This is a genomic window from Proteus cibi, from assembly GCF_003144405.1.
GTDB classification, from domain to species: Bacteria; Pseudomonadota; Gammaproteobacteria; order Enterobacterales; family Enterobacteriaceae; genus Proteus; species Proteus cibi.
Genome location: NZ_PENW01000027.1, coordinates 1 through 23,836, shown reverse-complemented (window position 1 = coordinate 23,836; position 23,836 = coordinate 1). Strand labels below are relative to the sequence as shown.

Here is a 23,836-nt window from a genome sequence, read left to right as displayed (position 1 = left end):
AGAAGCCGTCATCTAGATACAACATGTATTTTGCAATGAATGAAATTAGTTTAAAAATATTTACCTAAATATCGTATAATAAATAAAAAATGCCCCCAATTTTTGGGTACGTAAGGAAAATAAAATGACAAGACAAGAATCAGTTACTCATTATGAACAAAATGGTTTTAAAGTAATATCCAATAATTTATCAGGAATTAATACAGATATTCTAGTTAATGGTGCGACTGTTGTTCGTATTGGAGGTGATCCAGGTTACTCGCATTTCGCTAAACTTGTTTATTCTGCTACTTCTGGCCTAACGAATGTAGTTAGAATATATTTTCACGATGAGCCTTTAGGGCTGGTTAATAGTTCAAATCCAAATAACGAATACTCAATCACCGAAATGGAATTATTAACTCCAATGTCCCAATCCGAGTGTAGTGCTTATGAAGAATGGATTTTACCCGCTTTAGATGAAATAAGGAAAGGAAACAATCCTGCATCTGACCCTTATAATTTATCTAATGACTTGAAAATATTACTTAATTATTCAAAAACACATAATTTCAACATTGATTTACTTAAATCAGCCAATGTAATGAAACGGGGAAATGATTTTATAATACTAGACCCATTTTTTTAAATATATAACAGGAAAGAATTCAAGATAAGCAACTGCTCATTTATATGTCAGGTTTAGTTATATTCTATCTACGAAAACTCTAAGCTCAAGTCTAAGAAGTGAATATATAATTATAGTGGTAAAACTCCCTTTAACCCATTGATTCTTATAGTGCATATTTTGTATATTTAGCACTGTATGTAATCACATAAAAACACATTATTTATATTTATAATCAATGAGTTATGTTGCTTAAAATCGGTTTCATGGGGTGTCAGGGGTCGTAGGTTCAAATCCTATCATGCCGACCATTTTTAATTAAGAAAACCAACCACTTACGGTTGGTTTTTTTATGTCTAGAATTTACCACTGGTAAAACGCTGGTAAAATCCCCATTATATTTTCCCTGTATCTATACTAAACCATTTCAGGTTAATTATAATGAGGAGTGATTAATGATAGTAAAAACTAAAAAAGATAAAAAGTTATTAACTTTTATATCTCCACTCTTATCTGTACTAACCGCCTTATATCTTAGTATTACTATATTCATCGATTCTCAAAATATTTCGTTCTCACTTATCCTGTTTTTTGTCTTTTTTCTAAGTATGTTAATTTTTTCTTCTCTTACTGAGATTATCATAAGGGCTATCCATCTTAGATATTTGTTATTTATAGAAACCGATCTATTTGTCCTTGTTGTCTTTACTTATATGAGTTTTCTCGCAACGGGTATCGTATCAATAATGATATTTTATCAAGAAGGTATCCCATCTAATTTTTTTAATAGCTGGCATTTTGTTGCTTTATTGATTGCTTATTTTAGTTTTTTATTAATATCACTTGCTATCTCATTTATATATCTCATTGTTAAAAACAATAAAATTTTCTTTTTACTCTCGCTATTATCTTTATTTATTATTTTATTATCTATGGATAGTTATAATTCAATATTTTATCTACTTGTTGTTTTTATAGTATTTACAGGTATAACATTCATTATTATTAGCAGAAAATTTTGCAATAAACGAATAGGTAAAGAAATATAATATATTAAAAAGACGTGTCTACTCTTATCCTCAAAAATAAAAATCTGCACAATTAAAATAAGACCATCAAATAACAACTATCAAACAATGACTGATTTAAATTTATTAAATGTTTTATTTTAAAATTTAAGATATGATTATTAAATATATGGCATGAATTCCTAATACAATAAAGGATTATTATGATTAACAAATTAATTTTTGCTATTTCTTTCTCTTCCTTAGTCATACTAAGTGGTTGTACCCAAAGAGATCGTGATGCTATTTCAGACTTAACTTATGCTCTTACTGGAGTACCAGGAGCTAAACATAAACAAGCTTTACAAAACCAAGAGCAAGAGGCACCAAGTAAAGCAAGGTTAGAGAGATTAAAGCAGATAGAAGAGTTCAAAGCACGTAGATCGTATTGGGTTGGTAAATCAGTAGATGATCTTGTGATGTCTTGGGGCAGTCCAAGTAACACGCATAAAAGAACAGATGGTGGCACACAATACACATGGAAATGGACGCAAAATAATGGATGGGGACAATCAACGATTTGTACAAATAATTTTGTTGCTAATAAAAAAGGAACGATTACAGATTGGAATTATTCAGGATGCTGGGAACATTTATAATAAATTCCCTCAAAATAATGTAGGAAAATTAATGTTGTATTTTAATATGGTATGATTTTCTATATTAAACAGGTGAGTTTTTATATAAATAACTCACCTGTTATAGTAATAATATTTACCCACTTCTTCTTTATATTTATTCCACACATTATAAACCTTTAGAAACTCATCATATATTCGATAAATAAAATCAAAGATAAGCCATCAATAATATAAAAAATGTTGATGATTGCATATTACGGTGCTAGTCATTTAATATGATAATTACTTAGCATCAAATAATATTAAAAAACTTCCAGCCTTTATGCTAGAACTAGCAATCTGCTGGGGTTTAAAATTTAATAATAAATTTGTAGTGTTTTTAACGAATTAAAAATCGTTGCTATACAACCATCAACTGATATTTTTGTTAAAATGACTTTATATTATTTGCTTGTTATTTCATTATTTAAAGTTCATTAATTTTTTAAAATAAAATCCTTTTTTAGTTTTTGGAAACTTATTTCCGTTATATATTTTTCTTTCATAATCTCGTCCAGCATATTGATTATCACCATAAAACTGACCATACAATGCGGTTTTAGGGCATACATCATCAGAAAAAAACCTATGATTATTATCCATTTCTTTCCTCATTTACTTTTTATTAATTAAATGACCTCTTTAAATAAATTATAAATAAAATGTGATTAATTTATAATATATATAAATCACTAAACACCATACTACTTCTATAAAAATAGATCCAATTTTGTTCTTGTTTTTATGAAGAATAAATAAAACAATAAAATATCTCAAATAAAGACAATATTAGACAAAATAAAAAATAGGTGTATGATATGATTATCACACATCTTATTTATTATAAATATTTTATTTATTATCTATTTTTTATTCGCAATTCCAAATGGAATATGTACAGATGGAAGTTCAGATGAAGATTTTAAATGTAATTTTTGATCATCAAAGAATATATGTGGTTTTAAAATTTTCAATACATTCGCTTTTTCTACACCGCCCATAAAAAAGGCTTCATTAACAGAAATTCCCCATGCTCTCATTGTGTTAATAACACGTTTATGAGAGGGTGCATTGCGCGCAGTAACAATAGAGATTTTAAGTAATGGAATATAGGTAGGTTCCTGTTTTACTTTTTCTAATTCTAATTTTTGAATATCAGAAATGCGCTGTAAGAATTTTTTTAATGGTCCTGGATTATGAGGTATATCAACCATTTTAGCTTCATGATTATGAAATTGAGACAACTGACCTGAAGTTTTATAAATAACTTCAGCTTCATCATCAGCAATCACACCATCAAAGTCGAACGCAATTCTTAATTCAACATCGTCATCATCATTAATATGACCAGCTAATATCTGACCTGCGGGATAATTTGCCTTAATTGCTTGTAATACATCGCCATGATCTGCAGATAAAAATAATTCAATATCAAATGCTGGAATATAAATATGAGGCGATTTTCCTTGAAGAAATACCGCTCGAGTGATCCCTAACTTATAATGCTCAATAGAATTCATCACTCTTAATCCAGTGTCGGGATCATTTCTAGATAACAAAATAACTTCAACGAGTGGATCATCAGGTCTAATGTTATTTAGTTTCAAAAGCCTGCTAATAAAAGGGAATGCAACCCCCTTATTCAAAGACACATCTTGCATTTCATGTTGATATTTCCGATAAGCTTCCTCCCCCTCAGTACGAAAAATATTATCTGATTCTTCTAAATCAAATAATGCACTAGAGGAAAGCCCTATGACTAATCTCTTTGTTAAATCATATGCCATTGCCAAAACTCCCTGTAGTTCCTTTGATTATTCATATTATCACTCTTTTGAGTAGGGTGAAGATAAGAAAACAATACATTTACGTTCTCTGCAATTTAAAGATTTAGTCAATAAAATAAATACAATTAAAAAGGAAATAATTATCTTGTTGTTATTAAAAATAAATTTCAACATTGATTTCTGTAAAGTAAGCCAATTTATTACCTTTGAGTGTGAATAAATAGTAACCGTGATCTTCGTAGGGTTGACAAGTTAAATGATAATGATTATCTTTTAACTTGTGAATGGTTGAGTGTTTTACTCGGTTTTTCACAACGACATTGCTCACATTGCTTCTAGTATTTATTGACCAACTCTCCTAGCGTTGGTCTTTTTTTCTTTGTATTACCTCATACTCGATTTAAACCTAAATGTAGAACATACTTTCCTTAGAAATACTATTATCTTGTTGAAGCTAAAATAGTTTATAGTGAATTTAACGCATGATAATAATGTTGTATCTGGTTATCACTATCTAAAAAAGGACCATGAATAACCACGTTGTAATTAAACCATATCATCAATAGGGATTTTTAAATTATGGGTTTTATTTCCACAATCTTTGGAAAAAATAAAGAACTAACATCAAAGCAGCAATGGGAACAACTTAATAAAAAATATGCAGGTAATCCTATTGAGCGTATCCGTAAGAAATTAGCACTAGTAGCTAGTATTGATCATGCATATAAGGAATTTGGTGCTGATAATCATAAATACCAACTAAATTCGCCACTCTCAATAGAGAAAGTTAATCAGCTACAAGCAAAAGCAGGATGTGAATTTCCTGAAGATTATATCGCCTTTGTAACTCAAATTGGCAATGGTGGTACAGGCTCTTATGGTGGTGCTGGTCCTTACTATGGCTTATATGCTTTTGATGACGCTATAGATAGAAATGGTATACACAATTGTGCATTGCCTTGTTTACTAAAGCCTAAAATGGATATTGATGAGTGGAAAGCCCTTTGTCATGTCCCCGAAGATTGTAGTGATGAAGACTTTGATATTATTTGCGATAGAGTTCATCAAGGTACGCTTTATTTAGGTACTTGTGGATGTGAATACGACCTTTTATTAGTGATTAATGGTAAATATAAAGGACATATTTTATATACGTCTGATTGGGTTAATTCAGAGACTCCTTACACATTTTCCTATGAAACTTCATTTACACAATGGTACGAGCGTTGGCTAGATGAAGTAATTTTAGGCTATAACACAAGCTGGTTTGGTCATCGAATGGGCGGTAATGAAGAAACATTACTTCATTTTGCCCAAAACAATGAAGATATTACCAAAAAGATCAGTGCTATCAATTCATTAACTAAGCTACCTGAATTATCCAACAGCAGTTTATATTTTTTAGAGCAACAACTACAAACTAAAAATATTGAGTTATATAAAGTGTCATTAAATGTTTTAGCCACCTATTTTAAGGAACAAGCGCTACCTTATATTCAGCAAGCTTTAGTTGCCCCATTTGATGAAAAAACAGATATTGTTATTCCTATTATTTACTTTAAATATAGGGATCAATGTTCTCTTTTCAAAGATAATTTTTTCCCAATTCTTAAAGCAACGGATAACGAAGATACATTGCGTTTTATCGGTTACTTATTGGCAGAATTAAACGCCGTTTTAGTTGAAGATTTTCAACCATTCTTTACTCACACAAGCGTAGAAATAGTAAGAAGCGCAATTTATGCAGCCTCTCATGATATTAATTTAAAAGATAAAACATTAGCGTTTTATGAACTCGTAATCTCTGAAAATGAAGAGATCAGCTTAGGTGCAATTCAGGCATTATCAAGCTCAAATTACATCGATAGTGAATTGTTACCTTACTTACAACAAGCTTGGGAAATGTATCCCAAAGAAAAAAATCCTTATATACGCAACAATATTTCTTCTTATATTGCAAAGGGATATCAGAACAATGAAATTGATGTAACAAGATGGTAACTAACAGATAAATAGACATTTTTATTCTTATTTTCTAAATAGACGATAGTTTAGACATTATTATTGTCTATTTATAATTCTAATTGCATTATAAATAAGCATATTGTTATTCTAATCAACGAAATAAATTATCAAATTTTTCAACTAAATGTATATAAACTTTATAGCGAGACTAAGATAATTTTATCTTATATCATTTAACAGTAAAATTAAAACAAAATAAAATCAAGCAGTTAAATAAAGAAGATTCAAATTCCAGTTTATCTCTTTATAAAATAGCTCTAATTTTGCACGTATTCTTATCATTTCTTTTTAAAGTTTGTTACAGATTGATATCTCTTTTTCCCTTACTATTGGTTTCAGTATTTCATCACTGATAGATATTTAATTTCCCCCGTCTTGTGCGGGGATTTTTTTATCTAAATCACCCTCTTAAGATGTTCAATTATTAAACTCTCATTATTTTCAAACTAAACATACTTTTATATTTTTTCCCATAGCGTAAACATATTATGCCTGTGATATTTTTTTCGATGAACGGAAAAATCTATGACTATAATTAGTTTATAAATCATCAAATAAAGATGATTTTCTATTCTTTATAACCGTTTATTTGTAATACTTTGACAAGTTTTTTTGAACTCTGAAATTACTCATTTTATAAGTTTTATATTTTAACGACAAAATGTATCACTAAAAAATTAAGCAATTTAACTAATGTCAAAAAAAGTTAACTTATTAACAAAAATAATCAAAAATAGATTAAGTTGTTATTTTTCAAAAGATTAGACAATAACACATCAAATTACATTAATATTATGCCACTTAGAACGCCATGAAATCATTGATAAATCTTTATCTAGTTGTCATTAACCATCAAGATTTTTTACAGATTGATATATTTTTTTCCTCTAATATTCCTTCCATCAACTCGGTACAAAAGATATTTATTCATTGTACAAAAAATAACAAATCAAAAAATTAATCCAATAAAGATTATTAAAGGAATATAGAATGAAAAAGAATTTTATTATCGGAACTTGTTTAGCACTTTTATTATCAGCTCCAAGTGTAGCAAATAACAATAAAGTGATCGGTTCAGGAACAATTACATTTATAGGTTCAATTGTGGAAGGAAATTGTATAACCGACTCAGTAGAAAATACTTTTAAAGCAAATTGCTGGAATGGAACCGAAATGAAAGAAACTTTACATAAAATTGAACCAAATAAAATTTTCAATGCTCAATTAGGTGAAAATAAAGGTTCAATGAGCATAAATTGGATCAAAGAAAATGTAGGAATAATGGATATCGTATACAATTAATATAGCAATTTTAAAATCTATATTTTTAATAAACATTAACCTCTATTAAATAGAAATAATATTTATTATTAAATAACGAGTATATATTTTCCAAAAACTAGAATTCATTACTATATAAATGGTATTTTCTATTATGGTTATAATATATTATAGCAGATATAGTTTACATCTATATCTGCTAACTCAGCTTTCACTTATTTATAAATTTTTATCTTCGTATCTTCTTATCTTTACTTTGTACTCTTGTCTTTATCTTCCAAATCCATACAAATCTTAGGGTTGACAACATAAGTGATAATGATTATCTTTTACCTTGTGAATAGTTGAGTATTTTACTTGGTCTTTCACAACGACATTGCTCACATTGCTTCCAGTATTTACTGTGACCAACACATAATGTGTTGGTCTTTTTTATATAAAAAATTAATTATAAAAACTGGCTTCGCCTGTCGGTCGAGTTTTAAAACGGCGGTGGGCCCATAAATATTGATCTGGAGCTCGCATAATTTCTGTCTCAATCAACTTATTCATTCTATCTGTGTCATTTTGAATATTTTCAGAAGGATAATTAATCAGTTCTTTACCAATGATCAAACTGTATTTTTTGCCTTTCTGATTTTCATTTCTGACCAAAGTAACAGTTAAAGAAGGCGCCCCAGATAGTTTTGCTAATATAGCCACCCCTTTTGAGGTTGATGTTTTCTCAACAGAAAAGAATGGAGAAAATGTTGTACCTTTTAAACCAAAGTCTTGGTCAGGAGCAAACCAAATTGCTTTTCCTTTTTTTAACTCCATGACCATAAACTTCAAGTTACGTCTATCTATCATTCCCTTATCTGAGCGGCATCTTGCTTTAGTTTGGATAAACTCCATTGCTTTATTATTGTGTGGTCGATACATCGCATTCACAGGGAAACAAAGTCCCATAATACGCCCACCCAGCTCTAGTGACATAGAGTGTATACCAATTAATAAAATTCCAGCCTTTTTATCATTTGCATCAGTAAAATTGGAGATCCCTTGTACTTCAAAGAGATTTTTTAATCGGCGATCACTCCAAAACCACGCCATACCCGTTTCAAATAATGCAACACCTAGTGACGATAAATTATCCATAACAAGCTTGTTAATTTCATTTTTATCTTTATTAGGGAAGCATAATTCTAAGTTTTTCTTTATTATCGAGACTCTTCTTTTAACAAAGAAACGAGATAACAACCCAAGATGTTTACCTAAAAAAAGTAGCCAAGAATAAGGAAGTTGGACTAATAATAAAAGAATAAAGACACCAAACCAAGTTAAGAAATATTTGGGATGTAATAGATGTAATGAAAAAGCATTTTTAGCGTACACAAGTTTGTCCTTTAGGAACTAAAAAGCATTTAAGCCATGTTGAATTAGACAGCAATTATTTAAAATAAGTCATTAAATATTAATTTAATTTTTATCTTAAATTATTTTTTTATGATTTATCTGATATCTTTTTTATTTTAATGGTTTTTTTTTCTTTCTTTGGATTGAGAAGACAATATCTTAATGCTTTTATTTTGCCATTATAAAAAATTTTTTATCTATTAAATTATTTCTCTGTAAAAATCATTATCCATTAAAGTAAATAATTTTCTAAAATTTAAATTAATGTATATTAAATATTTACATAACTTTAATAAATCTATTTTTTATACGCTTGGCTAAATATACTTTAAATTTAAATAACTCTATAAATTGATATAAAAAAACCCCACCGAAGTGAGGTTTTTTAGAGCTTACTTATATCGATATTGCATTGAGCAATATTTACAGTAGCCACAGATCAATAAATTACAGACCGATTACGTTCGCTGCTGCTGGACCTTTAGCGCCATTTTCGATAGAAAATGAAACTTCTTGGCCTTCTTTCAGAGATTTGAAGCTATCGCTTTGGATCGCTGAAAAGTGTACGAATACGTCTTTGCTACCGTCTTTAGGAGTGATAAAGCCAAAACCTTTATCATCGTTAAACCATTTTACTGTACCAGTCATTGTATTAGACATAAGATTTCCTTTAATTAATTATTTAGCCATAAGGCATTGTTTGCGGTTTGATTTCGGATTTTTACTTATGGTCACTATTTGAAGGAATTCGCAACGAAGAGGTATCAGGGATAACGCTAAACGGTGAACTACTTAAAACTGCACTAACATAAATAGGTCTGTACTTCCAAACCAGTGGCGCTATTAAGTCATATAATTCATCTTATAGCAAACTATTTTCATTTTTATTTTAAAAAAACTTTTCGCATACCAAATTAGAAAATAATTATAAGATAAAAATAATTATCTATTTCACCTATCCCATTATTTTAATTTAAGAACATGAATAAAAGAGTAGATCCTGTTATTTTTTAAGATAACCGGTATCTACTCTATCATTAATGTACTACATCACCTTAATCAGCGAGTTCTAATAAAATTTCTTCTGTCTTCGTCCATAGAAGTGAACCACCTTCTTCTGGCCATAAATGCCGTTCAGCATTAGGAAAACGTTGAAATAATAAATCCCCAAAGTCCGGAGAATGAACTGTACTAGTATCTTTCATACCATACCACAAGGTTGTTGGTGTCTTTATTTCTTCAGGTGAAAATCCCCAAGGTTGCATAGTCATTAGCAAATCTTGAATGTATCCATCATTGCCTTGTTTAAAAGCTTCAGCCATACATTCTTGATAAACTGGGAGAAAATCAATTGATTTATAAATAGCCAAATCAACATCAGCACTGTAATTTAGAATAAAATCCATTAACCACTTAGCGGTTATATTTTGCTTAATCCAACTCGCTAACGAATCAGGTGATCCAACAGCTTGATGTTGCATATTTACAACATCATCTGTTAGCTTGTTTTGTGTATCAGGATAATCAAATTGATCTTGTCCTGCGACAATAAGTAATTTATCAACATGACAATAAACACAAAGAGCCATAGCAAAAACAGCACCTTGTGAAAACCCCATTACATTAATATTTTTGATATGAAGATGGTCTAATAAAAATAAAATATCTTTAGAAAAAGATTTTAACGACTTCTGAGGATCAAAAGTGGAATCACCTAATCCTGGTCGAGAGGGTGTAATCAATCGAATATTAAGCTTATTTAAAAGGTCAACATCTATTCCTAATAAACCACTCATACCGGCTCCGGTACAAAATAATACTGGCTTACCTTGCTCTGAACCTGATTCATACCACGTTAAAATTCTATTATCTGGTAATGATACGTTATATTTTCTTGAGTTTTTAATTTTCATTAGATTGGTCTTTTATTAATTTTTGATAACACACTGCCTGCCAATTTGGATAGCAATGTCTATTTTTAAGTTTTGCTTTTAAAAATTAATATTGGAACTAGCTAAGGGTAAGACTTCATATAAACTCACAATAATTTTTGTTTCGTTACAGATAAATAAACCGAAATTTATTTTTTGTAAACAATAGAAATGATTAATGATTATACTATATTCTATTAGTATACTTTAATTAGTCATAATATGTAAGAGCTCTACCATTGTTCCCCACAGCGAAAATCACAATAAGACTATTTTTATAACGGATTTATTTTTTATGACTATCTTATTTGTGTGATAAAAAACATGTTATCATTTTGGCTATACTCACTATTTTTACTTTCAAGTATTATATTTACTTAATCTTTTTCTTATAAAAAAAGAGGACAATAGAATTGTCCTCTTTTTATTTATAACTGTATTCTACGTTATTTTACTAATTTACAAGTGCGCCCTTTATCTTCAGCGACTCGTCCATTAACGGCATCATCTTCTGAAATCGTTGCTAAATTAAATTCACCTTTTCCTTTACCCCAGATTTGAAAATTCTCACCAACATAACGGGCTCCACTAGCTGCAACAGCTTCTTTTAAAACAATAATTTCGTCACTGTAATACATAACAGCTAGCTGTTCTGTCGGGAAAGAAACCCTGATTTTTTGGCCTTCACAGTTATAAGTATCCGTTTTAGCAGCCAACGCAGGAGCTGTTATTAATGAAGAAACTAAAGCAACAGCAGAAATAGAAAGTAACTTATTCATTTACATCTCCTAAAATAACCAAGTAAGGTTTTATTAATGAAATTAGACTAGGCTTTATCTTTTAAAGATAAAATAGGATATCTCCGCATTTTATTAAAACTAAAAACATATAAATATTTTAATTTAAGATTAATTTAATAAAAACTCATCAATCATTGATGAGTGAGTTAACATTCAATTTTTTAATAAAAATCAATTTAAATTCAAATAAATTGCAATACATAACTTTACATTAATATCTGTCTATTTTACTTTATTCAGTGTAATTATCACTATACGATATGCTATTATCCTAGAACCTATAAATTTATTGTAGTTCAATAAATTAAGTCGATCTTATTGAAAAATATCGATAAAGAAAAAGAATAGGAATATTCATGCTTCAAGAGAATGTTGTTAAAGATATTATTGTTTGGATTGAGCAAAATCTTGATTCACGCTTATCACTGGATATTGTTGCTGAAAAATCAGGCTATACAAAATGGCATTTTCAGCGCTTATTTAAAGCATACACAGGAATATCTTTAGGTAAATACATACTCGCCCGCCGTTTATCTTGTGGTGCTTACGCTTTACGCATAACGCGTTGTAGCCTGCTTGATATTTCCTTGAAATATCGATTTGACTCTCAACAAACATTTTGTCGCGCGTTTAAAAAACAGTTTAATATTACGCCTTCTGAATACAGAAAAAAACCGGGATGGGATATTAGCGAACTGATTTTCCCTGCACTAGAAACTGTTGAACTTAGCGCTAAATATGAAGTTGTTACCCTTCCTTCACTAAAATTAGCGGGCTTGTCTCACCAATACAACAAACCGGTTTCAACGTGGAATTCAGACAAGAAAAAATTTAGAAAGGAATTTTGGCGTAAATTTTTAAAAGATGTGCATACAATACCCACAGAGCTATATGCCATGCATCGAGCATCTGCGAGCACACTAGAAGATACAATGTATATTTATAACACCGCTGTTGATAAAGAAAAATTACCAACGATATCTAATCTATCGGCAATGTCACAATTAGAATTACCGAGTGGTAATTATTTAGCAATTACTTTTCATATAGATGAAATTTTAGACTCATTGACAGGTTACGATGATATTATTTACACGGTATATACTAAAGTATTACCAAAAATGAATTTATTACGTCGGCCTGGTCCTGATATTGAACAATATACACTAAAAGAATCTGTGAGTTACGATAAATTACTTGAGCAAAGTGGACAGTATTTACAAAAAATCAGCTATTACATCCCTGTTCTTTAATACCCCATATTGAAAAGATCCCAAAAAATGAACTGGGATCTTTTATTTAGATTGTATTTTAAATACAGGCTTTTGATTAATCTTTTTTAGACTTATTTGCAAAGAAAATATCGTCTTGAATATCTTTTGTTCTTACTGTAAACAGTTCATTCATTAAGTTTTCAGTTAATTTTTCAGCATCAGCCATAACTCGCAGATTAAATTCATTAAGCATTTTATCTGCACCAGCTTTATCTGTTTTCATCATAGTAAGATATTTAGCTTCCATTTCTTTTTGCTCTAATGCGGTTTTTGCTTCCCACTCTTGATAAGCTTTTTTCACTATTGGTGCAAGTTTTGGATAATCAGTCATTACTAATGTTTGTAACTTTCTATATTTCCAGTAAATAGAATCACTGTCTGCTTGATTACTTCCTATTCCATAATGTTGTGGATAAGCTTTTAATCCACTGTAATACGGAACAAATGCAGTTAAATCCGCCATTCCTAAACCAACATAGGTCACTTCACCTATTTCTTGAGGAAGTTCAGGGCGAACTTGCATAACATGCGCTTCATAAGTTCTAAATACACTAATTGGGCGCCATGGCTCTTGACCATTTAATCCATTGGTATATGGGTCGTGTTCTGTTCCTTCAAAGTGATTGCGTAACATCGCTTTAGCTTCTTCAACAGATACTTTTTTCTCTGGCGTTAATAAAGGTGCAAAGTTACGACCATCATCCACAGCTTGTTTTAATGATGGATTAAATTGTTGCTGGATAACCCATACTCGCGGATCATTATAAGTACGATCTCGTTCATCATCTCGTGTATAAGCTTTTGAAAAATTAAACGCTCCCTCTTTTTCAGGGTTATAAAGCCCTTTCTCAACAGCAAATTCCACTAGATTTTTAGAACCTAAAACATCATTATTGTTAATATCGTAGTGTTGTAATCGGCCTTGGTTTCCTGTCGCAAAATATTTATCTTTAGGTAATTTTTGTGCGATCCAATGATGTCCTGTTCCCGTTTCTAAATACCAAAGCTCATTTTTATCAACAACCGCAACACCAAATCCTTCACCAGCACCTTGTTTTTCAATAATGCTCCCTAATAATTCCACTGCTTCACGAGCGGTTTTTGCTCTTGAAAGTAGGACATCTGGAATATCATCTTCAGTAATTCCCGTTTCTTCAACATAGGGATCAAAAGAGAGTGCTTTAGGTGAAGCAAAAATAGATTCAGTACCACTGACACCTACACCGAGTTCATTAAATCCTGTTGCACCGTGGAGTTGCGTTTTCCAATTCGGTACAGTGGTATAACGTAATGAGTTTTTAGGTAATGGATACGTAAAATTATTGGCACCGTTATGTTCTTTGGTACTGTAAATACCTGTTTGATTCGTTTTAGCGGAATGAATAACAAAATGTTGTGCTTTTAATGCATCACTATCTGCGCTACGCGCAATAATCAACGAACCATCATTTGTTGCTTCACTTCCCGCTAACAACGTTGTACAGGCTAAAGCAGAAGAAACTAATGCAATATTAATAGATAAGGCAATAATACCCTTTTTAAATAAAGACATAAAACACCCCAATTGCTGTTATTTATAAGTTATAGAACAATTAAATATCTTTTTAGAATCAAAATAAAAAACCAGATAGATAATTTGATGCGAAATATTAGCAATGAAAAAGTGTGGGTTTCCGTGATTTATATCTCAATGATTATTATATTTATAAATAAAAACATTAATTATACACATCATATTAATATTAATGAGTTTTATGGGGGGATATATTTTACACACAAATAAATCCAGATAGATTTTGTTATTAATATTGTTCTTATGTAATGAATGACGATGTTATTTATATAAATAACCATTGATATTAAAGATGATAACAATACATTAAATCTGATAATGGCTTGTGTTAATTTTGTTTTACCACCCTAAAATTGATGACCAATTCTTTCAATCTCTCTTTTTTATTTTTTTATTAAACCATCTCGTAAAGAGGAATAAAGCCTGAATAGTCAGACAAGAAGCAAAAGCAATAAGAATATAAAGATTAAAATATTTCAACTTCTGTAAATCACCAATTACAACATTATTATTTAATAATCAACTTATTAGCTGTATAATCGAACATAAGATAAACTGACTAGAACAAAAAACACAATGGCAATTAATCTAAAAAGAACTTCTTGGTCAGGAGGATGGGCAACTTTACGTGACCTTGAAATTATACAAACCGTGATTGATCAAGGAAGTGTCACTAATGCAGCAGAGCAATTAGGCATTTCTCAACCCGCAGTAAGCCAGACATTAAATCAGATCGAAAAACGTTGTGGTAAAAAATTATTCACTCGTGAGAATAATAAATTAATACCAAACTCTGATGCCTTATTACTTTATGAAGAAATCACCAATATCGCAGAATCTTTCAACCGATTGAGCCATTTTCATCATCAAGAAAAAAAACGGAGTCTACGAATTCTCGTTCCACCAACATTAGCCTATGGTTTTATCAATCAGATCACGACTCTATTTATCAAAAAATATCAAGTTAATGTCCATTTAGAAATATCTAGAAGCGAGCAGCTACTTTCATTAATTGCAAAAGAACAAGCTGATATTGTTATTAGTGATAATATGACCATTAATAGCAATTATAATTTAACTCAAATTCCGATGAGAGAAACTCAAATTATTTGTGCAATCCCTAAAACACATGAGTTATGTACAAAAAGCGTCATTACACCTGATGATTTACATGAACAATCTTTTATTGCTTTAGTTAAAAGTAATATTGGACGTACAGTGATTGATCGAGCACTCCATAAATCAAAATCTAATCCCAATATTATTGCTGAAGTTTCTGATCAAGACACCGCAATGACATTTGTAAAAAATGGGTTGGGAGTGAGTTTAATTAATTCATTTCCTATTATTGAAACAGAAGATATTGTTTATAGAGAATTTATACCCGCGATTACGAGTAATATTTGTTTTTTTACCTCAAAAAAGACCGAGCATGAAACACAGCTCTATATTGAATTTATTAAAGAGCATCAGCCAAAAGCTTCTTTATTTTCGACTCCCATTAAATAAACATTAAGGTCTTATTCTATGCAATATCGGCAAAGAGAATAGACCTTCTTATTATTTTTGCATATCAAGAATAGAGATGATTCCTTCAGTAAAAAGTGTTAAGCCGATAGAAAGTGCTTCTTCATCGATATCAAATTTTTCTTTATGATGTCCATCACGTTGATCTGCACCGACTAAAAAGAATATCGCTTTCCCCTCTTTCTCTTGTACTCTTCTTACCATTAATGAAACATCCTCGCTTCCTCCTAGCGGTAATGCGACATTTAATAAATCTGGATGAGCATTAATGACACCCTGCATAATATCTATCATTACCTGATCGTTTCTGAAATTTGTCGCTTCCCCTGTAATATCTATTTTTGTTTCTAGTTGATAAGCAGTTGCAACACCATCAACATATTTTTTTATACTATTAAATAAGTATTGTGTTATTGCAGCATCTTGCCCACGAACTTCCAATTGCATTTTTGCCGAGCTAGGAATAAAGCTACGGTTTTCTCCAGCAATTAAGGTTCCAATATTCACCCGAGTCATTCCTTTACCATGCCTTGGTGTTGCTAATATTTCATTAGCTAAAAAGCATGCTCCAGATAATGCATTATTTCCTTTTTCTGGTTCATCAACCGCATTAGCAACCTTTCCTTTTAAAGAAATATCTAATTTAGTTGTACACAGAAAATCAAACGGATCGAGTGCAATTTCCCCCTTTTTTAAATTACATCCAATATGCATTCCCATAAAATAATCGGTATCATCTAATATTCCACTGTCACTGATTGCTTTTGCACCTCTCACCCCTTCTTCTGCGGGTTGGAAGATTAATTTATATTTCCCACGTAAAGCATGGATGTTTTGTTTTAACCAATGTGCTAAACCCAGTCCTATCGCAGTATGCCCATCATGACCACAAGCATGCATTAATCCAGAGCGACATGAAGCAAACCCTTGCTTATAAGGCAAATGAGTATCCTCATTTGACTCTTGGACATAAACACAATCAATATCAAAACGAAAGGTAAATGTAGGACCAGGAATTTCTGTATCAATAATTGCCATACAGCCTGTTAAACCATCCATTTCAGTTAATAACTCGGGGCTGATCCCTTTTTCTTTAGCTATTTTGATCGCTTCATTAACTAATTTTTCATCTCGACCTAAAATGCTTTCTCGACAAATAATATGAGGTCCCGCTTTTACTTCAATATTCCTCTCTCGCAATACATTGATTATCGTGCCTGTCGTCACGAATTCAGTCCAGCCAATTTCTGGAAACTGGTGAAACGTTCTACGCCATTCTATTAATTTATTGATTTCGATCGGCTTCATTATTTTCCCCTGACAAAAAAGGAATCTCTTATTAAGAAAAAAGAAATTATAATTTTTAAATTATAATTATCATAACTTAATAGTTATGCTTATAGGTGTGATCTCCACACCATTTTGCTTATTTCTAAAGCAAATGCTCTAATAACAGAAGTCGAAGGTAATGATGAAAAATAATGTTTATTTAAAGTTTAGGCATAAAAATAGCCACTAACGTTGCTGACTGTTTTAGTGGCTATTTATTGATCTTTATTCATTTATAAAACGCATTAACTGCTGACGTAATTGCTTATTTTCTTGTTTTAACTGTTCATTTTCATCTAATAAAGTCAGTGCTATGGCGATACCATGCCAATCTAATGCGAGTTCTTTATGAAGTTTTAAGGCTCGATGTGTCACCACAATAGCATTATCATCGAAAAACCACTCCTGAGTTTCAATTTCTAGTGGTTCGATCACACCAAGAGCGACAAACTCTTTGAGCTCATCATTTGATATTCCGGTATGATGACAAAACTCAGTAACAGTAAATACTGTTGTTGTTAATTGACCCATTATTTATTCTCCCAGTCTTTACGTGGATTATAATCGGTCTGACTATCTGCAATTTGTTGCCATAATTCGCGTATCTTTTCATCGGGTTTAGGTGGCATCACAATTTTTAAAATTGCATATAAATCACCGCTGACTTGTTTGCTAACTAACCCTTTTCCCTTAATACGTAGCTTTTGTCCTGCCTGACTTCCCGCCGGAATAGTTAACAAGATTTTTTCTTTTATTGTAGGTATAGGAATTTTTGCACCTAATGCAGCTTCCCAAGGAGCGACTGGAACAACTATTTCTAAATCATGACCTTTAACATCAAATAGAGGATGAGGAGCAATGCGAATAGTTAACCATAAATCACCATTTTCGCCTCCATTTTCACCCAAAGTACCTTGTCCTTTTAAGCGTATACGTTGCCCATCAATCACACCTGCGGGAATTTTAACATTCAATGTTTTAGGAATTTCTTTTTCCAAAATACCGAAGACATTGTAAACAGGTAAGTGGTAACTTATTGTGCGCTTCTGCTCTTCCTGTGATTCTTCCAGAAAAACAGCTAATTCTATTTCTAAATCATGTCCACGTTGTTTAGGCGCCTGTTGAGCTCGATGCCTTTCAAATGGAGAGTGTTGACCAAAAAATGAAGCGTAAAAATCATCAAAATCTTCTTGGCTAAAACTTTCTTGATCTTTATTTGAATGTTGTTGTGTAAATTGCCTAAATTTAGGATCGTTACGATGAGCCCAAAGTTCATCATATTCGGCTCTGCGTTGTTCATCGCCTAATATTTCCCATGCTTGAGCAATTTCTTTAAATCGTTCTTCTGCATTGGGTTCTTTACTGACATCTGGATGATATTTTTTCGCTAAACGACGATAAGCCGTTTTAATCGTTTTAGTATCATCAGTGGGTTTGACACCCATTATGGTGTAGTAATCCTTTAATTCCATAGTGACATCTCAATTATGTTAAATAATGAATTAAATATTAATACCCTAGACTTGCTTAATTATAGAACAAAGAAATTATATTGGTGAGTAAGAACCTGATAATAACACCGACAAAATGCCTAAAAAACACTCTTGAATTAAAAATATTTAAATTTTTAAAAAATAATTTAGTCAAAAAAAACAAGATATTAATTAATCCACCGTTCTATTATCACTTTTTTTTATAAAGTTGTATTTGAAATACTTCATTATAAGAGGTAGATTTTATTCAACAGCACAACAGCTTATTACATTATTAATGATAATTTTTTAACTAAGATGAAAATAGAAAAATAAATCTCTTCATTTTTAGGGAGGCAAAATGAAACGTATCATTATTCCCACTCATTATATTCATGTACGTTCAACACCACTTTGGACTAAAGATACTGCGCCTAAATCTATTTGGGAAAGACATTTAGACAAAGGAACTCGCCAAGGGGTTTACCCTAAACTATCTGTCATGCAAGGAGTGATTGTTTATTACGCATATATAGATGAATTTAGTCCTGAGCCAACAGAAACGCTAGTGATTAATGCAGGTGAATTTGGTGTTTTTCCACCAGAGACGTGGCACAAAATAGAAGCAAAAACAGAAGATACTGTTTTTAACGTCGATTTTTATGTTGACCCTAAAATACTTGCCGAAGGTTAAAATAATAGAATGAAAGATGAAAATAAAGGCTACTTATTAGAACTGATTAACACCAATGGCGAAGAGAAATCTCAAAAAATATTCCTCAACCCTAAAATTTTATATATTCCAGAAGTTGCTACAAAAGAAGTTTCATTTTTGGTTAATGAGCTACAAAGTCAGGTAAGTATTGATCTGCAAGAACTTACATTAGTATTAACAAACAAGAATAACGGTGTCTCTGTTGATAAAGATAGTTTTTTAGCTGATCTATTAGATGCAGATATGTCGAGTTTAATGGTAAAAGATCTTATCAATATTGTACGTGGTTATGATATGGATGAAGAAACAAATGTTTGTGGCTGGTAAGTTCACTTGTTAAAAAAGATATAAACCACTTTTACTATATTGATTAAAATAGAAGTGGTTTATTTTTTATCCCTAAATAGACTACGAAATATTGGTTTTCAAAAGCTTATCTATCATCCAATATCCTGCTTTTCCTGGCGGATTATTTCTTGACCAAACTAAATCGATATCAATTTTTTTGGGAAACTGGTCGTAATTTAAACTGACGAGTAAGTCATGCCCAAATTGCTCAACTAACCAAGTGGGTAATATTGCCCATCCCATTTCTTGCTCTGCCATTTCAAGTAGTAACAAATAGTTAGGTGCCAACCAATTCTTTTCACTATTAATAATAAATTGAGCACGACTACTTAACCTTAATTGACGATACATCGTTAAGTGCTGATAGTTAATTTTATTTTTTTTCGCAAGAGGATGATTTTTATGTGCATATAATCCTAACCTACCACTTATAGGTAAACGAGCAAAAGCAATATCAACTGGATATTCTATTCTTGATTCCATCATACCAATATGTGCCTGATTATTTTGTAGCATATTGATAACATCATCGTTTTCAGCGACAAGAAATTCAAATTCAATATGAGGAAATTCTTTATCTAGAACTTTTAAAAGTTGCTCAGAATGAGGAGGTTGATACATATCTGAAAAAACACAACTAAGCCGTGGTTCCATTTCTGGTGATAGCTCTATTCTTAATGCCTGTAATCGTTCATCTGCCGCTAATATATCTTCAACTAAACTTAATACCTTTTGCCCAGCAAAAGTTAGTGTTGATTCTCTACCTTTACGTTCAAATAGTTCAAAGCCCATATCATCTTCAAACCCACTGATCGTACTACTAACAGTAGATTGGCTTTTATTTAATTTTCGAGCAGCAGCAGAAAATGATTTTAGTGAGGCTGCTTCAACAAATGTACGCAAAGTTTCTATGGAATAATTCATTATGGTATCGGTTTTTTCGATGGCTCCTATTTTGTATATATACAAAATATCATCAATAATTGCATCTGTTTTTTGCTAAATAATTAATTTGAGGTGGGATATGAGCCAATATCAAAAAACATTTACTGAGCGAGTTTTTCACGCTGTTTCATTTGAAGTGATAGCCATCGCAATAACAGCGCCACTTAGTGCTTGGATTTTGGGTCGCTCAATTTTTCAAATGGGAACCGTTGCCATTGTTTTATCAACATTAGCTATGCTATTAAATTTATTTTATAACATGATCTTTGACCGTTATTGGCCTTTAATCAAAGGTCCAAGACCAGCAAAAATACGAGTCATGCATGCCATTGGCTTTGAATTAAGTTTTGTGATCATTGGGTTACCAATTTTGGCATTGTTATTAAATATGTCTCTGTGGAGTGCATTCTTATTAGAAATCGGCTTCTTTGCTTTTTTCCTTTTCTATACATATGCGTTTAATCTTAGTTACGATAAATTACGTGAAAAGTGGTTTAATTATAAAGATAAACGTGTTATGGCTCGTCAATAATTATTCGAAAGCACCTTTTGAGCTATCATTAGGTGTTTTTTATCACGGATCAAAAATCGAAACTCATTATTTTGTATCATTAAGTTATAATATTAATATACTATTCTAGTTATCTTCATATAGAGCAATTTTATGATTGATATTAGGACTAAACTCACCTGTATGAATAAAACGTATTGTGGCTGCATCTAACTGGATGATGATTTAACTATGATATTAAATGATGAAGTAATTAAAAATATTAAAAATGATATTATTTCTTTTGCGATAACAGAAACAGAGAAATTTTTAACGCAAAAAAGTGGCGAAATCTTTTACGCTTTTGCATTCGATTTAAATGCCGCATATGGAGAAATAAATCTTTGCTTTAACACTGAAGAACATTTTCAAAAAACATTAAAATACTATCAAAATCAATCTAATAGTTACAGTTACCATTCAAATGAAGAGATAAAAAGCTTAAAGTACAATACAGGTGATTGGGAATACCAATGCTTTAGTACTATTTATCCTATTGATGAAACATTCTTAGAACAACTTTATCAAACCTCTTATGAAGATGGCTCTTACTCTCACGTTTTGACAAAAATTATTCAAATATTTTCAGAATCTTTAACTCTGTTTAAGCAAACAGAAACTTACAAAAAAATTCCAAAAACTGAGGATTTTATTGCTTTTACAATTGATCATGATGAAGATGTTGAAGATGCTTTAATGCGTATTGAAGAATATTAATAAAATTGTATAAAACAATAAATACCATAGATATTCAAAAATAAAGTGATAACTGAACTGTTATTTATTATTAACACCAAAAGAGCATCAATAAATGATCTTTTTTATTAGTTATATGATTTTTTTTATTTTGTTGACCACTATATTAGCCTATTGGTGTTTCTCTGCACTTTTTCCTAAAGCGCCGCCTTCAACACTTTCTTGCCTTTTAGCAAGAACGTCTCTGGGTGTATTACTCATTATTATAGATATCAGTCTTATTTTAACTTTATTAAGTCAGATACTTTGATCAGTCAAAGTGTAAATGAATATAGAAAGCCCTTAAAAAAGGGCTTTGATTAAAATTTTTTATTTATCTGCTTTTGCTGCCCAAAGGAATTTGGCATTAGGTAGTGTAGTATATTTTTCTATTATCTCTTTATAGGTGTTTTCTGGATTTAATTCTGAAAATTGTTCAGGGTAAATGAACGTTGCTAAATACTCTAAGCCAACAATGTTATATGGATGATTATAGAAATTATGATATATACCATATAAACGCTGATTTTCTACTGCCGTGATCTGATTAAATCCAATTCGACTTTTCAACCTTTTAAAACCTTCTTGAGTCTCTTTGATCGATACCCCATAACCAAATGGTGCAGCTATATTATTTTTATTAATCCAGCGAGATCCCGTTACAATATATACATCAGGTTTAGTGCTAATAACTTGCTCTAAAGAAACAACCCCCGAAGCTCCTGGCAAGAAATGACTACCAATATTGTCACCACCAACAGCTTGAATCAAACCACCCCAACCCGCATTATTATGTGTAAAGCAACATCCGTCACCATTAGCTCCAGCCTTTGCTTCTACAAATACAGTGGGTTTATTTTTAATTTCTTGCGTTTTATTTTTAATATTATCTAGGTGTTGTTGATAAAAATCTGTATATTCTTTAGCTTCATTCTCTTTATTTAAAATAATACCAAGAAGTTCAATACTTTCTTTTGTATTTTTGACTGGCTCTAAGAAAGTATCAACATAAATAATAGGAATATTTGCCTCTTTTAAAATACTGGCAACACCCGATCCTTCTAATGCGGGTTTTGCTCTTAACTGAGCGATCAAAATATCAGGTTGTTGTGCAATAACTTGCTCTGCATTAACTTCACCTTTGTCATTAAATCCCATATCAGGGATCGCATTTATATTCGATTTCCATTTCTGTTCTAATAAAGAAACTGTCTGTGGGTCCGATTTTTTTAGATTATTATTCCATGCTACAACCCTTTCAAATGGATTATTTCTATCAAGCAACGCTAGCGTTAAAATATCTCTACCATCTTGTAATACAACACGTTTGGGTTCATGTTTTATCGTTATTTTTTGCCCATCGGTATCCGTAATTGTAACTGGATATGTTGTAGCCGAGGCAGTAAAAGGAAGTAATGCAGAAAAAGATATTGCTAACAGGTGATATTTATTTTTCATAGTATACTCTCCATAATAGAGAGTTAATGCTAACAATTATCATTAGCATCATCAATAGAAATCATCTTGTTCTGACTACTAAATAAATTAACTTTAGTCGGGCGATATCTAACAAAGATAGCCCACTACCATCCGCCAGCATGTATAACTTTTCTTTTGGCTTGGCACGTTTGTTAGCTTGATGAATCACCAATATTGTATAAGAAAACTGTAGCGATTTAGAAATGCGTTAGTAGATTTAGGTGAAATAAGATTTCACTAGAATGATTGTTTTACTGGGATTAAGAGACTTCAGGAGACGCTAGGAGATGATGAGATGGCGGAGGAGGAGAGAATAAAACAAAAGAAATAAAGCGTTGATTTATAAGTGTAAATTTAATAAGAATTATTCTTCTAT

Annotated in this window: 23 protein-coding genes; 11 read left to right on the top strand and 12 right to left on the bottom strand. The window is 31.0% G+C overall.

All coding sequences use genetic code 11. From position 1 onward, the window contains the following. The first annotated feature begins 124 nt into the window (after positions 1–124). The 3 genes from DK865_RS14855 (at position 125) to DK865_RS14845 (ending at position 2,273) form a co-directional block, all read left to right on the top strand. Positions 125–628: a hypothetical protein gene (locus DK865_RS14855; protein WP_109392265.1), complete on the top strand. Its 504-nt coding sequence runs from the start codon at positions 125–127 to the stop codon at positions 626–628. A 434-nt stretch (positions 629–1,062) separates the two neighbouring features. After that, a complete protein-coding gene (locus DK865_RS14850; protein WP_109392264.1) occupies positions 1,063–1,656 on the top strand; it encodes a hypothetical protein in 594 nt (197 codons plus the stop codon). Between the two features lie 182 nt (positions 1,657–1,838). Further along, a complete protein-coding gene (locus DK865_RS14845) occupies positions 1,839–2,273 on the top strand; it encodes a hypothetical protein (protein WP_023581381.1) in 435 nt (144 codons plus the stop codon). Positions 2,274–2,717: 444 nt separating this feature from the next. Here DK865_RS14845 and DK865_RS14840 read toward each other — a convergent pair whose 3' ends face one another. Continuing rightward, positions 2,718–2,897, bottom strand: a complete 180-nt coding sequence (locus DK865_RS14840; protein WP_036912237.1) for a hypothetical protein — start codon at positions 2,895–2,897, stop codon at positions 2,718–2,720. Positions 2,898–3,157: 260 nt separating this feature from the next. Then, on the bottom strand, positions 3,158–4,081 hold the full coding sequence (locus DK865_RS14835) for a 5'-nucleotidase (protein ID WP_109392263.1): 924 nt from the start codon (positions 4,079–4,081) through the stop codon (positions 3,158–3,160). Positions 4,082–4,660: 579 nt separating this feature from the next. On the opposite strand from DK865_RS14835, the gene DK865_RS14830 reads away from it, so the two are divergent. Beyond that, positions 4,661–6,082 (top strand): SMI1/KNR4 family protein, encoded by a 1,422-nt coding sequence (locus DK865_RS14830; RefSeq protein WP_109392262.1) that lies wholly within the window; start codon positions 4,661–4,663, stop codon positions 6,080–6,082. A 1,014-nt stretch (positions 6,083–7,096) separates the two neighbouring features. Then, on the top strand, positions 7,097–7,408 hold the full coding sequence (locus DK865_RS14825; RefSeq protein WP_109392261.1) for a hypothetical protein: 312 nt from the start codon (positions 7,097–7,099) through the stop codon (positions 7,406–7,408). A gap of 423 nt (positions 7,409–7,831) precedes the next feature. Here the strand turns inward: DK865_RS14825 and lpxL are convergent, their stop codons facing one another. From lpxL to DK865_RS14805, 4 genes are all read right to left on the bottom strand, one after another. Beyond that, positions 7,832–8,761, bottom strand: a complete 930-nt coding sequence (gene lpxL / locus DK865_RS14820; RefSeq protein ID WP_109392260.1) for an LpxL/LpxP family Kdo(2)-lipid IV(A) lauroyl/palmitoleoyl acyltransferase — start codon at positions 8,759–8,761, stop codon at positions 7,832–7,834. Positions 8,762–9,229: 468 nt separating this feature from the next. Beyond that, positions 9,230–9,442, bottom strand: coding sequence for a transcription antiterminator/RNA stability regulator CspE (gene cspE / locus DK865_RS14815; protein ID WP_004247021.1), 213 nt, complete (start codon positions 9,440–9,442; stop codon positions 9,230–9,232). Between the two features lie 395 nt (positions 9,443–9,837). Further along, positions 9,838–10,695, bottom strand: a complete 858-nt coding sequence (locus DK865_RS14810; RefSeq protein WP_109392259.1) for an alpha/beta fold hydrolase — start codon at positions 10,693–10,695, stop codon at positions 9,838–9,840. A gap of 464 nt (positions 10,696–11,159) precedes the next feature. Then, positions 11,160–11,492 carry an MliC family protein gene (locus tag DK865_RS14805; protein ID WP_023581374.1) on the bottom strand — a complete coding sequence of 111 codons (333 nt, stop codon included), beginning with the start codon at positions 11,490–11,492 and terminating at the stop codon, positions 11,160–11,162. Positions 11,493–11,869: 377 nt separating this feature from the next. Here DK865_RS14805 and DK865_RS14800 point away from each other — a divergent pair, with 377 nt between their 5' ends. Next, positions 11,870–12,766 (top strand): AraC family transcriptional regulator, encoded by an 897-nt coding sequence (locus tag DK865_RS14800; RefSeq protein WP_109392258.1) that lies wholly within the window; start codon positions 11,870–11,872, stop codon positions 12,764–12,766. A gap of 76 nt (positions 12,767–12,842) precedes the next feature. Here the strand turns inward: DK865_RS14800 and DK865_RS14795 are convergent, their stop codons facing one another. Continuing rightward, positions 12,843–14,339, bottom strand: a complete 1,497-nt coding sequence (locus DK865_RS14795; protein WP_109392257.1) for a C69 family dipeptidase — start codon at positions 14,337–14,339, stop codon at positions 12,843–12,845. Positions 14,340–14,936: 597 nt separating this feature from the next. On the opposite strand from DK865_RS14795, the gene DK865_RS14790 reads away from it, so the two are divergent. After that, positions 14,937–15,869, top strand: coding sequence for a LysR family transcriptional regulator (locus DK865_RS14790; protein WP_109392256.1), 933 nt, complete (start codon positions 14,937–14,939; stop codon positions 15,867–15,869). Positions 15,870–15,920: 51 nt separating this feature from the next. On the opposite strand, the gene DK865_RS14785 is transcribed toward DK865_RS14790, so the two are convergent. From DK865_RS14785 to cbpA, 3 genes are all read right to left on the bottom strand, one after another. Then, entirely contained in the window at positions 15,921–17,195 is a 1,275-nt protein-coding gene (locus DK865_RS14785; protein WP_109392255.1) for an amidohydrolase, read from the bottom strand. A 246-nt stretch (positions 17,196–17,441) separates the two neighbouring features. Further along, positions 17,442–17,747 carry a chaperone modulator CbpM gene (gene cbpM, locus DK865_RS14780; protein WP_023581369.1) on the bottom strand — a complete coding sequence of 102 codons (306 nt, stop codon included), beginning with the start codon at positions 17,745–17,747 and terminating at the stop codon, positions 17,442–17,444. Further along, positions 17,747–18,688, bottom strand: a complete 942-nt coding sequence (gene cbpA, locus DK865_RS14775) for a curved DNA-binding protein (RefSeq protein ID WP_023581368.1) — start codon at positions 18,686–18,688, stop codon at positions 17,747–17,749. Before cbpA ends, cbpM begins: the two co-directional genes overlap by 1 nt. Before the next feature lie 361 nt (positions 18,689–19,049). Between cbpA and DK865_RS14770 the strand changes: the two genes are divergently transcribed. Together DK865_RS14770 and DK865_RS14765 are read left to right on the top strand one after the other, a co-directional pair. Next, positions 19,050–19,382 carry a DUF1971 domain-containing protein gene (locus DK865_RS14770; protein WP_023581367.1) on the top strand — a complete coding sequence of 111 codons (333 nt, stop codon included), beginning with the start codon at positions 19,050–19,052 and terminating at the stop codon, positions 19,380–19,382. 9 nt (positions 19,383–19,391) lie between these two features. Then, positions 19,392–19,730 (top strand): DUF1869 domain-containing protein, encoded by a 339-nt coding sequence (locus DK865_RS14765; protein WP_023581366.1) that lies wholly within the window; start codon positions 19,392–19,394, stop codon positions 19,728–19,730. A gap of 81 nt (positions 19,731–19,811) precedes the next feature. Here DK865_RS14765 and DK865_RS14760 read toward each other — a convergent pair whose 3' ends face one another. Beyond that, positions 19,812–20,675 carry a LysR family transcriptional regulator gene (locus DK865_RS14760; RefSeq protein WP_023581365.1) on the bottom strand — a complete coding sequence of 288 codons (864 nt, stop codon included), beginning with the start codon at positions 20,673–20,675 and terminating at the stop codon, positions 19,812–19,814. 100 nt (positions 20,676–20,775) lie between these two features. On the opposite strand from DK865_RS14760, the gene DK865_RS14755 reads away from it, so the two are divergent. Further along, entirely contained in the window at positions 20,776–21,228 is a 453-nt protein-coding gene (locus tag DK865_RS14755) for a multidrug/biocide efflux PACE transporter (protein ID WP_109392254.1), read from the top strand. Between the two features lie 210 nt (positions 21,229–21,438). Further along, complete coding sequence (locus DK865_RS14750; protein WP_109392253.1) at positions 21,439–21,963, top strand: DUF4303 domain-containing protein; 525 nt, start codon at positions 21,439–21,441, stop codon at positions 21,961–21,963. A gap of 348 nt (positions 21,964–22,311) precedes the next feature. Here DK865_RS14750 and DK865_RS14740 read toward each other — a convergent pair whose 3' ends face one another. Then, positions 22,312–23,439 (bottom strand): ABC transporter substrate-binding protein, encoded by a 1,128-nt coding sequence (locus tag DK865_RS14740; RefSeq protein ID WP_109392251.1) that lies wholly within the window; start codon positions 23,437–23,439, stop codon positions 22,312–22,314. Positions 23,440–23,836 lie beyond the last annotated feature (397 nt).

Coding starts and splice junctions, on each gene's coding strand:
- DK865_RS14810 (WP_109392259.1), bottom strand. CDS start 10,695: ATGAAAATTAAAAACTCAAGAAAATATAACGTATCATTACCAGATAAT.
- cspE (WP_004247021.1), bottom strand. CDS start 9,442: ATGTCTAATACAATGACTGGTACAGTAAAATGGTTTAACGATGATAAA.
- cbpA (WP_023581368.1), bottom strand. CDS start 18,688: ATGGAATTAAAGGATTACTACACCATAATGGGTGTCAAACCCACTGAT.
- DK865_RS14830 (WP_109392262.1), top strand. CDS start 4,661: ATGGGTTTTATTTCCACAATCTTTGGAAAAAATAAAGAACTAACATCA.
- DK865_RS14750 (WP_109392253.1), top strand. CDS start 21,439: ATGATATTAAATGATGAAGTAATTAAAAATATTAAAAATGATATTATT.
- DK865_RS14840 (WP_036912237.1), bottom strand. CDS start 2,897: ATGGATAATAATCATAGGTTTTTTTCTGATGATGTATGCCCTAAAACC.
- DK865_RS14835 (WP_109392263.1), bottom strand. CDS start 4,081: ATGGCATATGATTTAACAAAGAGATTAGTCATAGGGCTTTCCTCTAGT.
- DK865_RS14770 (WP_023581367.1), top strand. CDS start 19,050: ATGAAACGTATCATTATTCCCACTCATTATATTCATGTACGTTCAACA.
- DK865_RS14785 (WP_109392255.1), bottom strand. CDS start 17,195: ATGAAGCCGATCGAAATCAATAAATTAATAGAATGGCGTAGAACGTTT.
- DK865_RS14795 (WP_109392257.1), bottom strand. CDS start 14,339: ATGTCTTTATTTAAAAAGGGTATTATTGCCTTATCTATTAATATTGCA.
- DK865_RS14760 (WP_023581365.1), bottom strand. CDS start 20,675: ATGAATTATTCCATAGAAACTTTGCGTACATTTGTTGAAGCAGCCTCA.
- DK865_RS14765 (WP_023581366.1), top strand. CDS start 19,392: ATGAAAGATGAAAATAAAGGCTACTTATTAGAACTGATTAACACCAAT.
- DK865_RS14855 (WP_109392265.1), top strand. CDS start 125: ATGACAAGACAAGAATCAGTTACTCATTATGAACAAAATGGTTTTAAA.
- DK865_RS14790 (WP_109392256.1), top strand. CDS start 14,937: ATGGCAATTAATCTAAAAAGAACTTCTTGGTCAGGAGGATGGGCAACT.
- DK865_RS14850 (WP_109392264.1), top strand. CDS start 1,063: ATGATAGTAAAAACTAAAAAAGATAAAAAGTTATTAACTTTTATATCT.
- DK865_RS14845 (WP_023581381.1), top strand. CDS start 1,839: ATGATTAACAAATTAATTTTTGCTATTTCTTTCTCTTCCTTAGTCATA.
- cbpM (WP_023581369.1), bottom strand. CDS start 17,747: ATGGGTCAATTAACAACAACAGTATTTACTGTTACTGAGTTTTGTCAT.
- DK865_RS14755 (WP_109392254.1), top strand. CDS start 20,776: ATGAGCCAATATCAAAAAACATTTACTGAGCGAGTTTTTCACGCTGTT.
- DK865_RS14740 (WP_109392251.1), bottom strand. CDS start 23,439: ATGAAAAATAAATATCACCTGTTAGCAATATCTTTTTCTGCATTACTT.
- DK865_RS14805 (WP_023581374.1), bottom strand. CDS start 11,492: ATGAATAAGTTACTTTCTATTTCTGCTGTTGCTTTAGTTTCTTCATTA.
- DK865_RS14825 (WP_109392261.1), top strand. CDS start 7,097: ATGAAAAAGAATTTTATTATCGGAACTTGTTTAGCACTTTTATTATCA.
- DK865_RS14800 (WP_109392258.1), top strand. CDS start 11,870: ATGCTTCAAGAGAATGTTGTTAAAGATATTATTGTTTGGATTGAGCAA.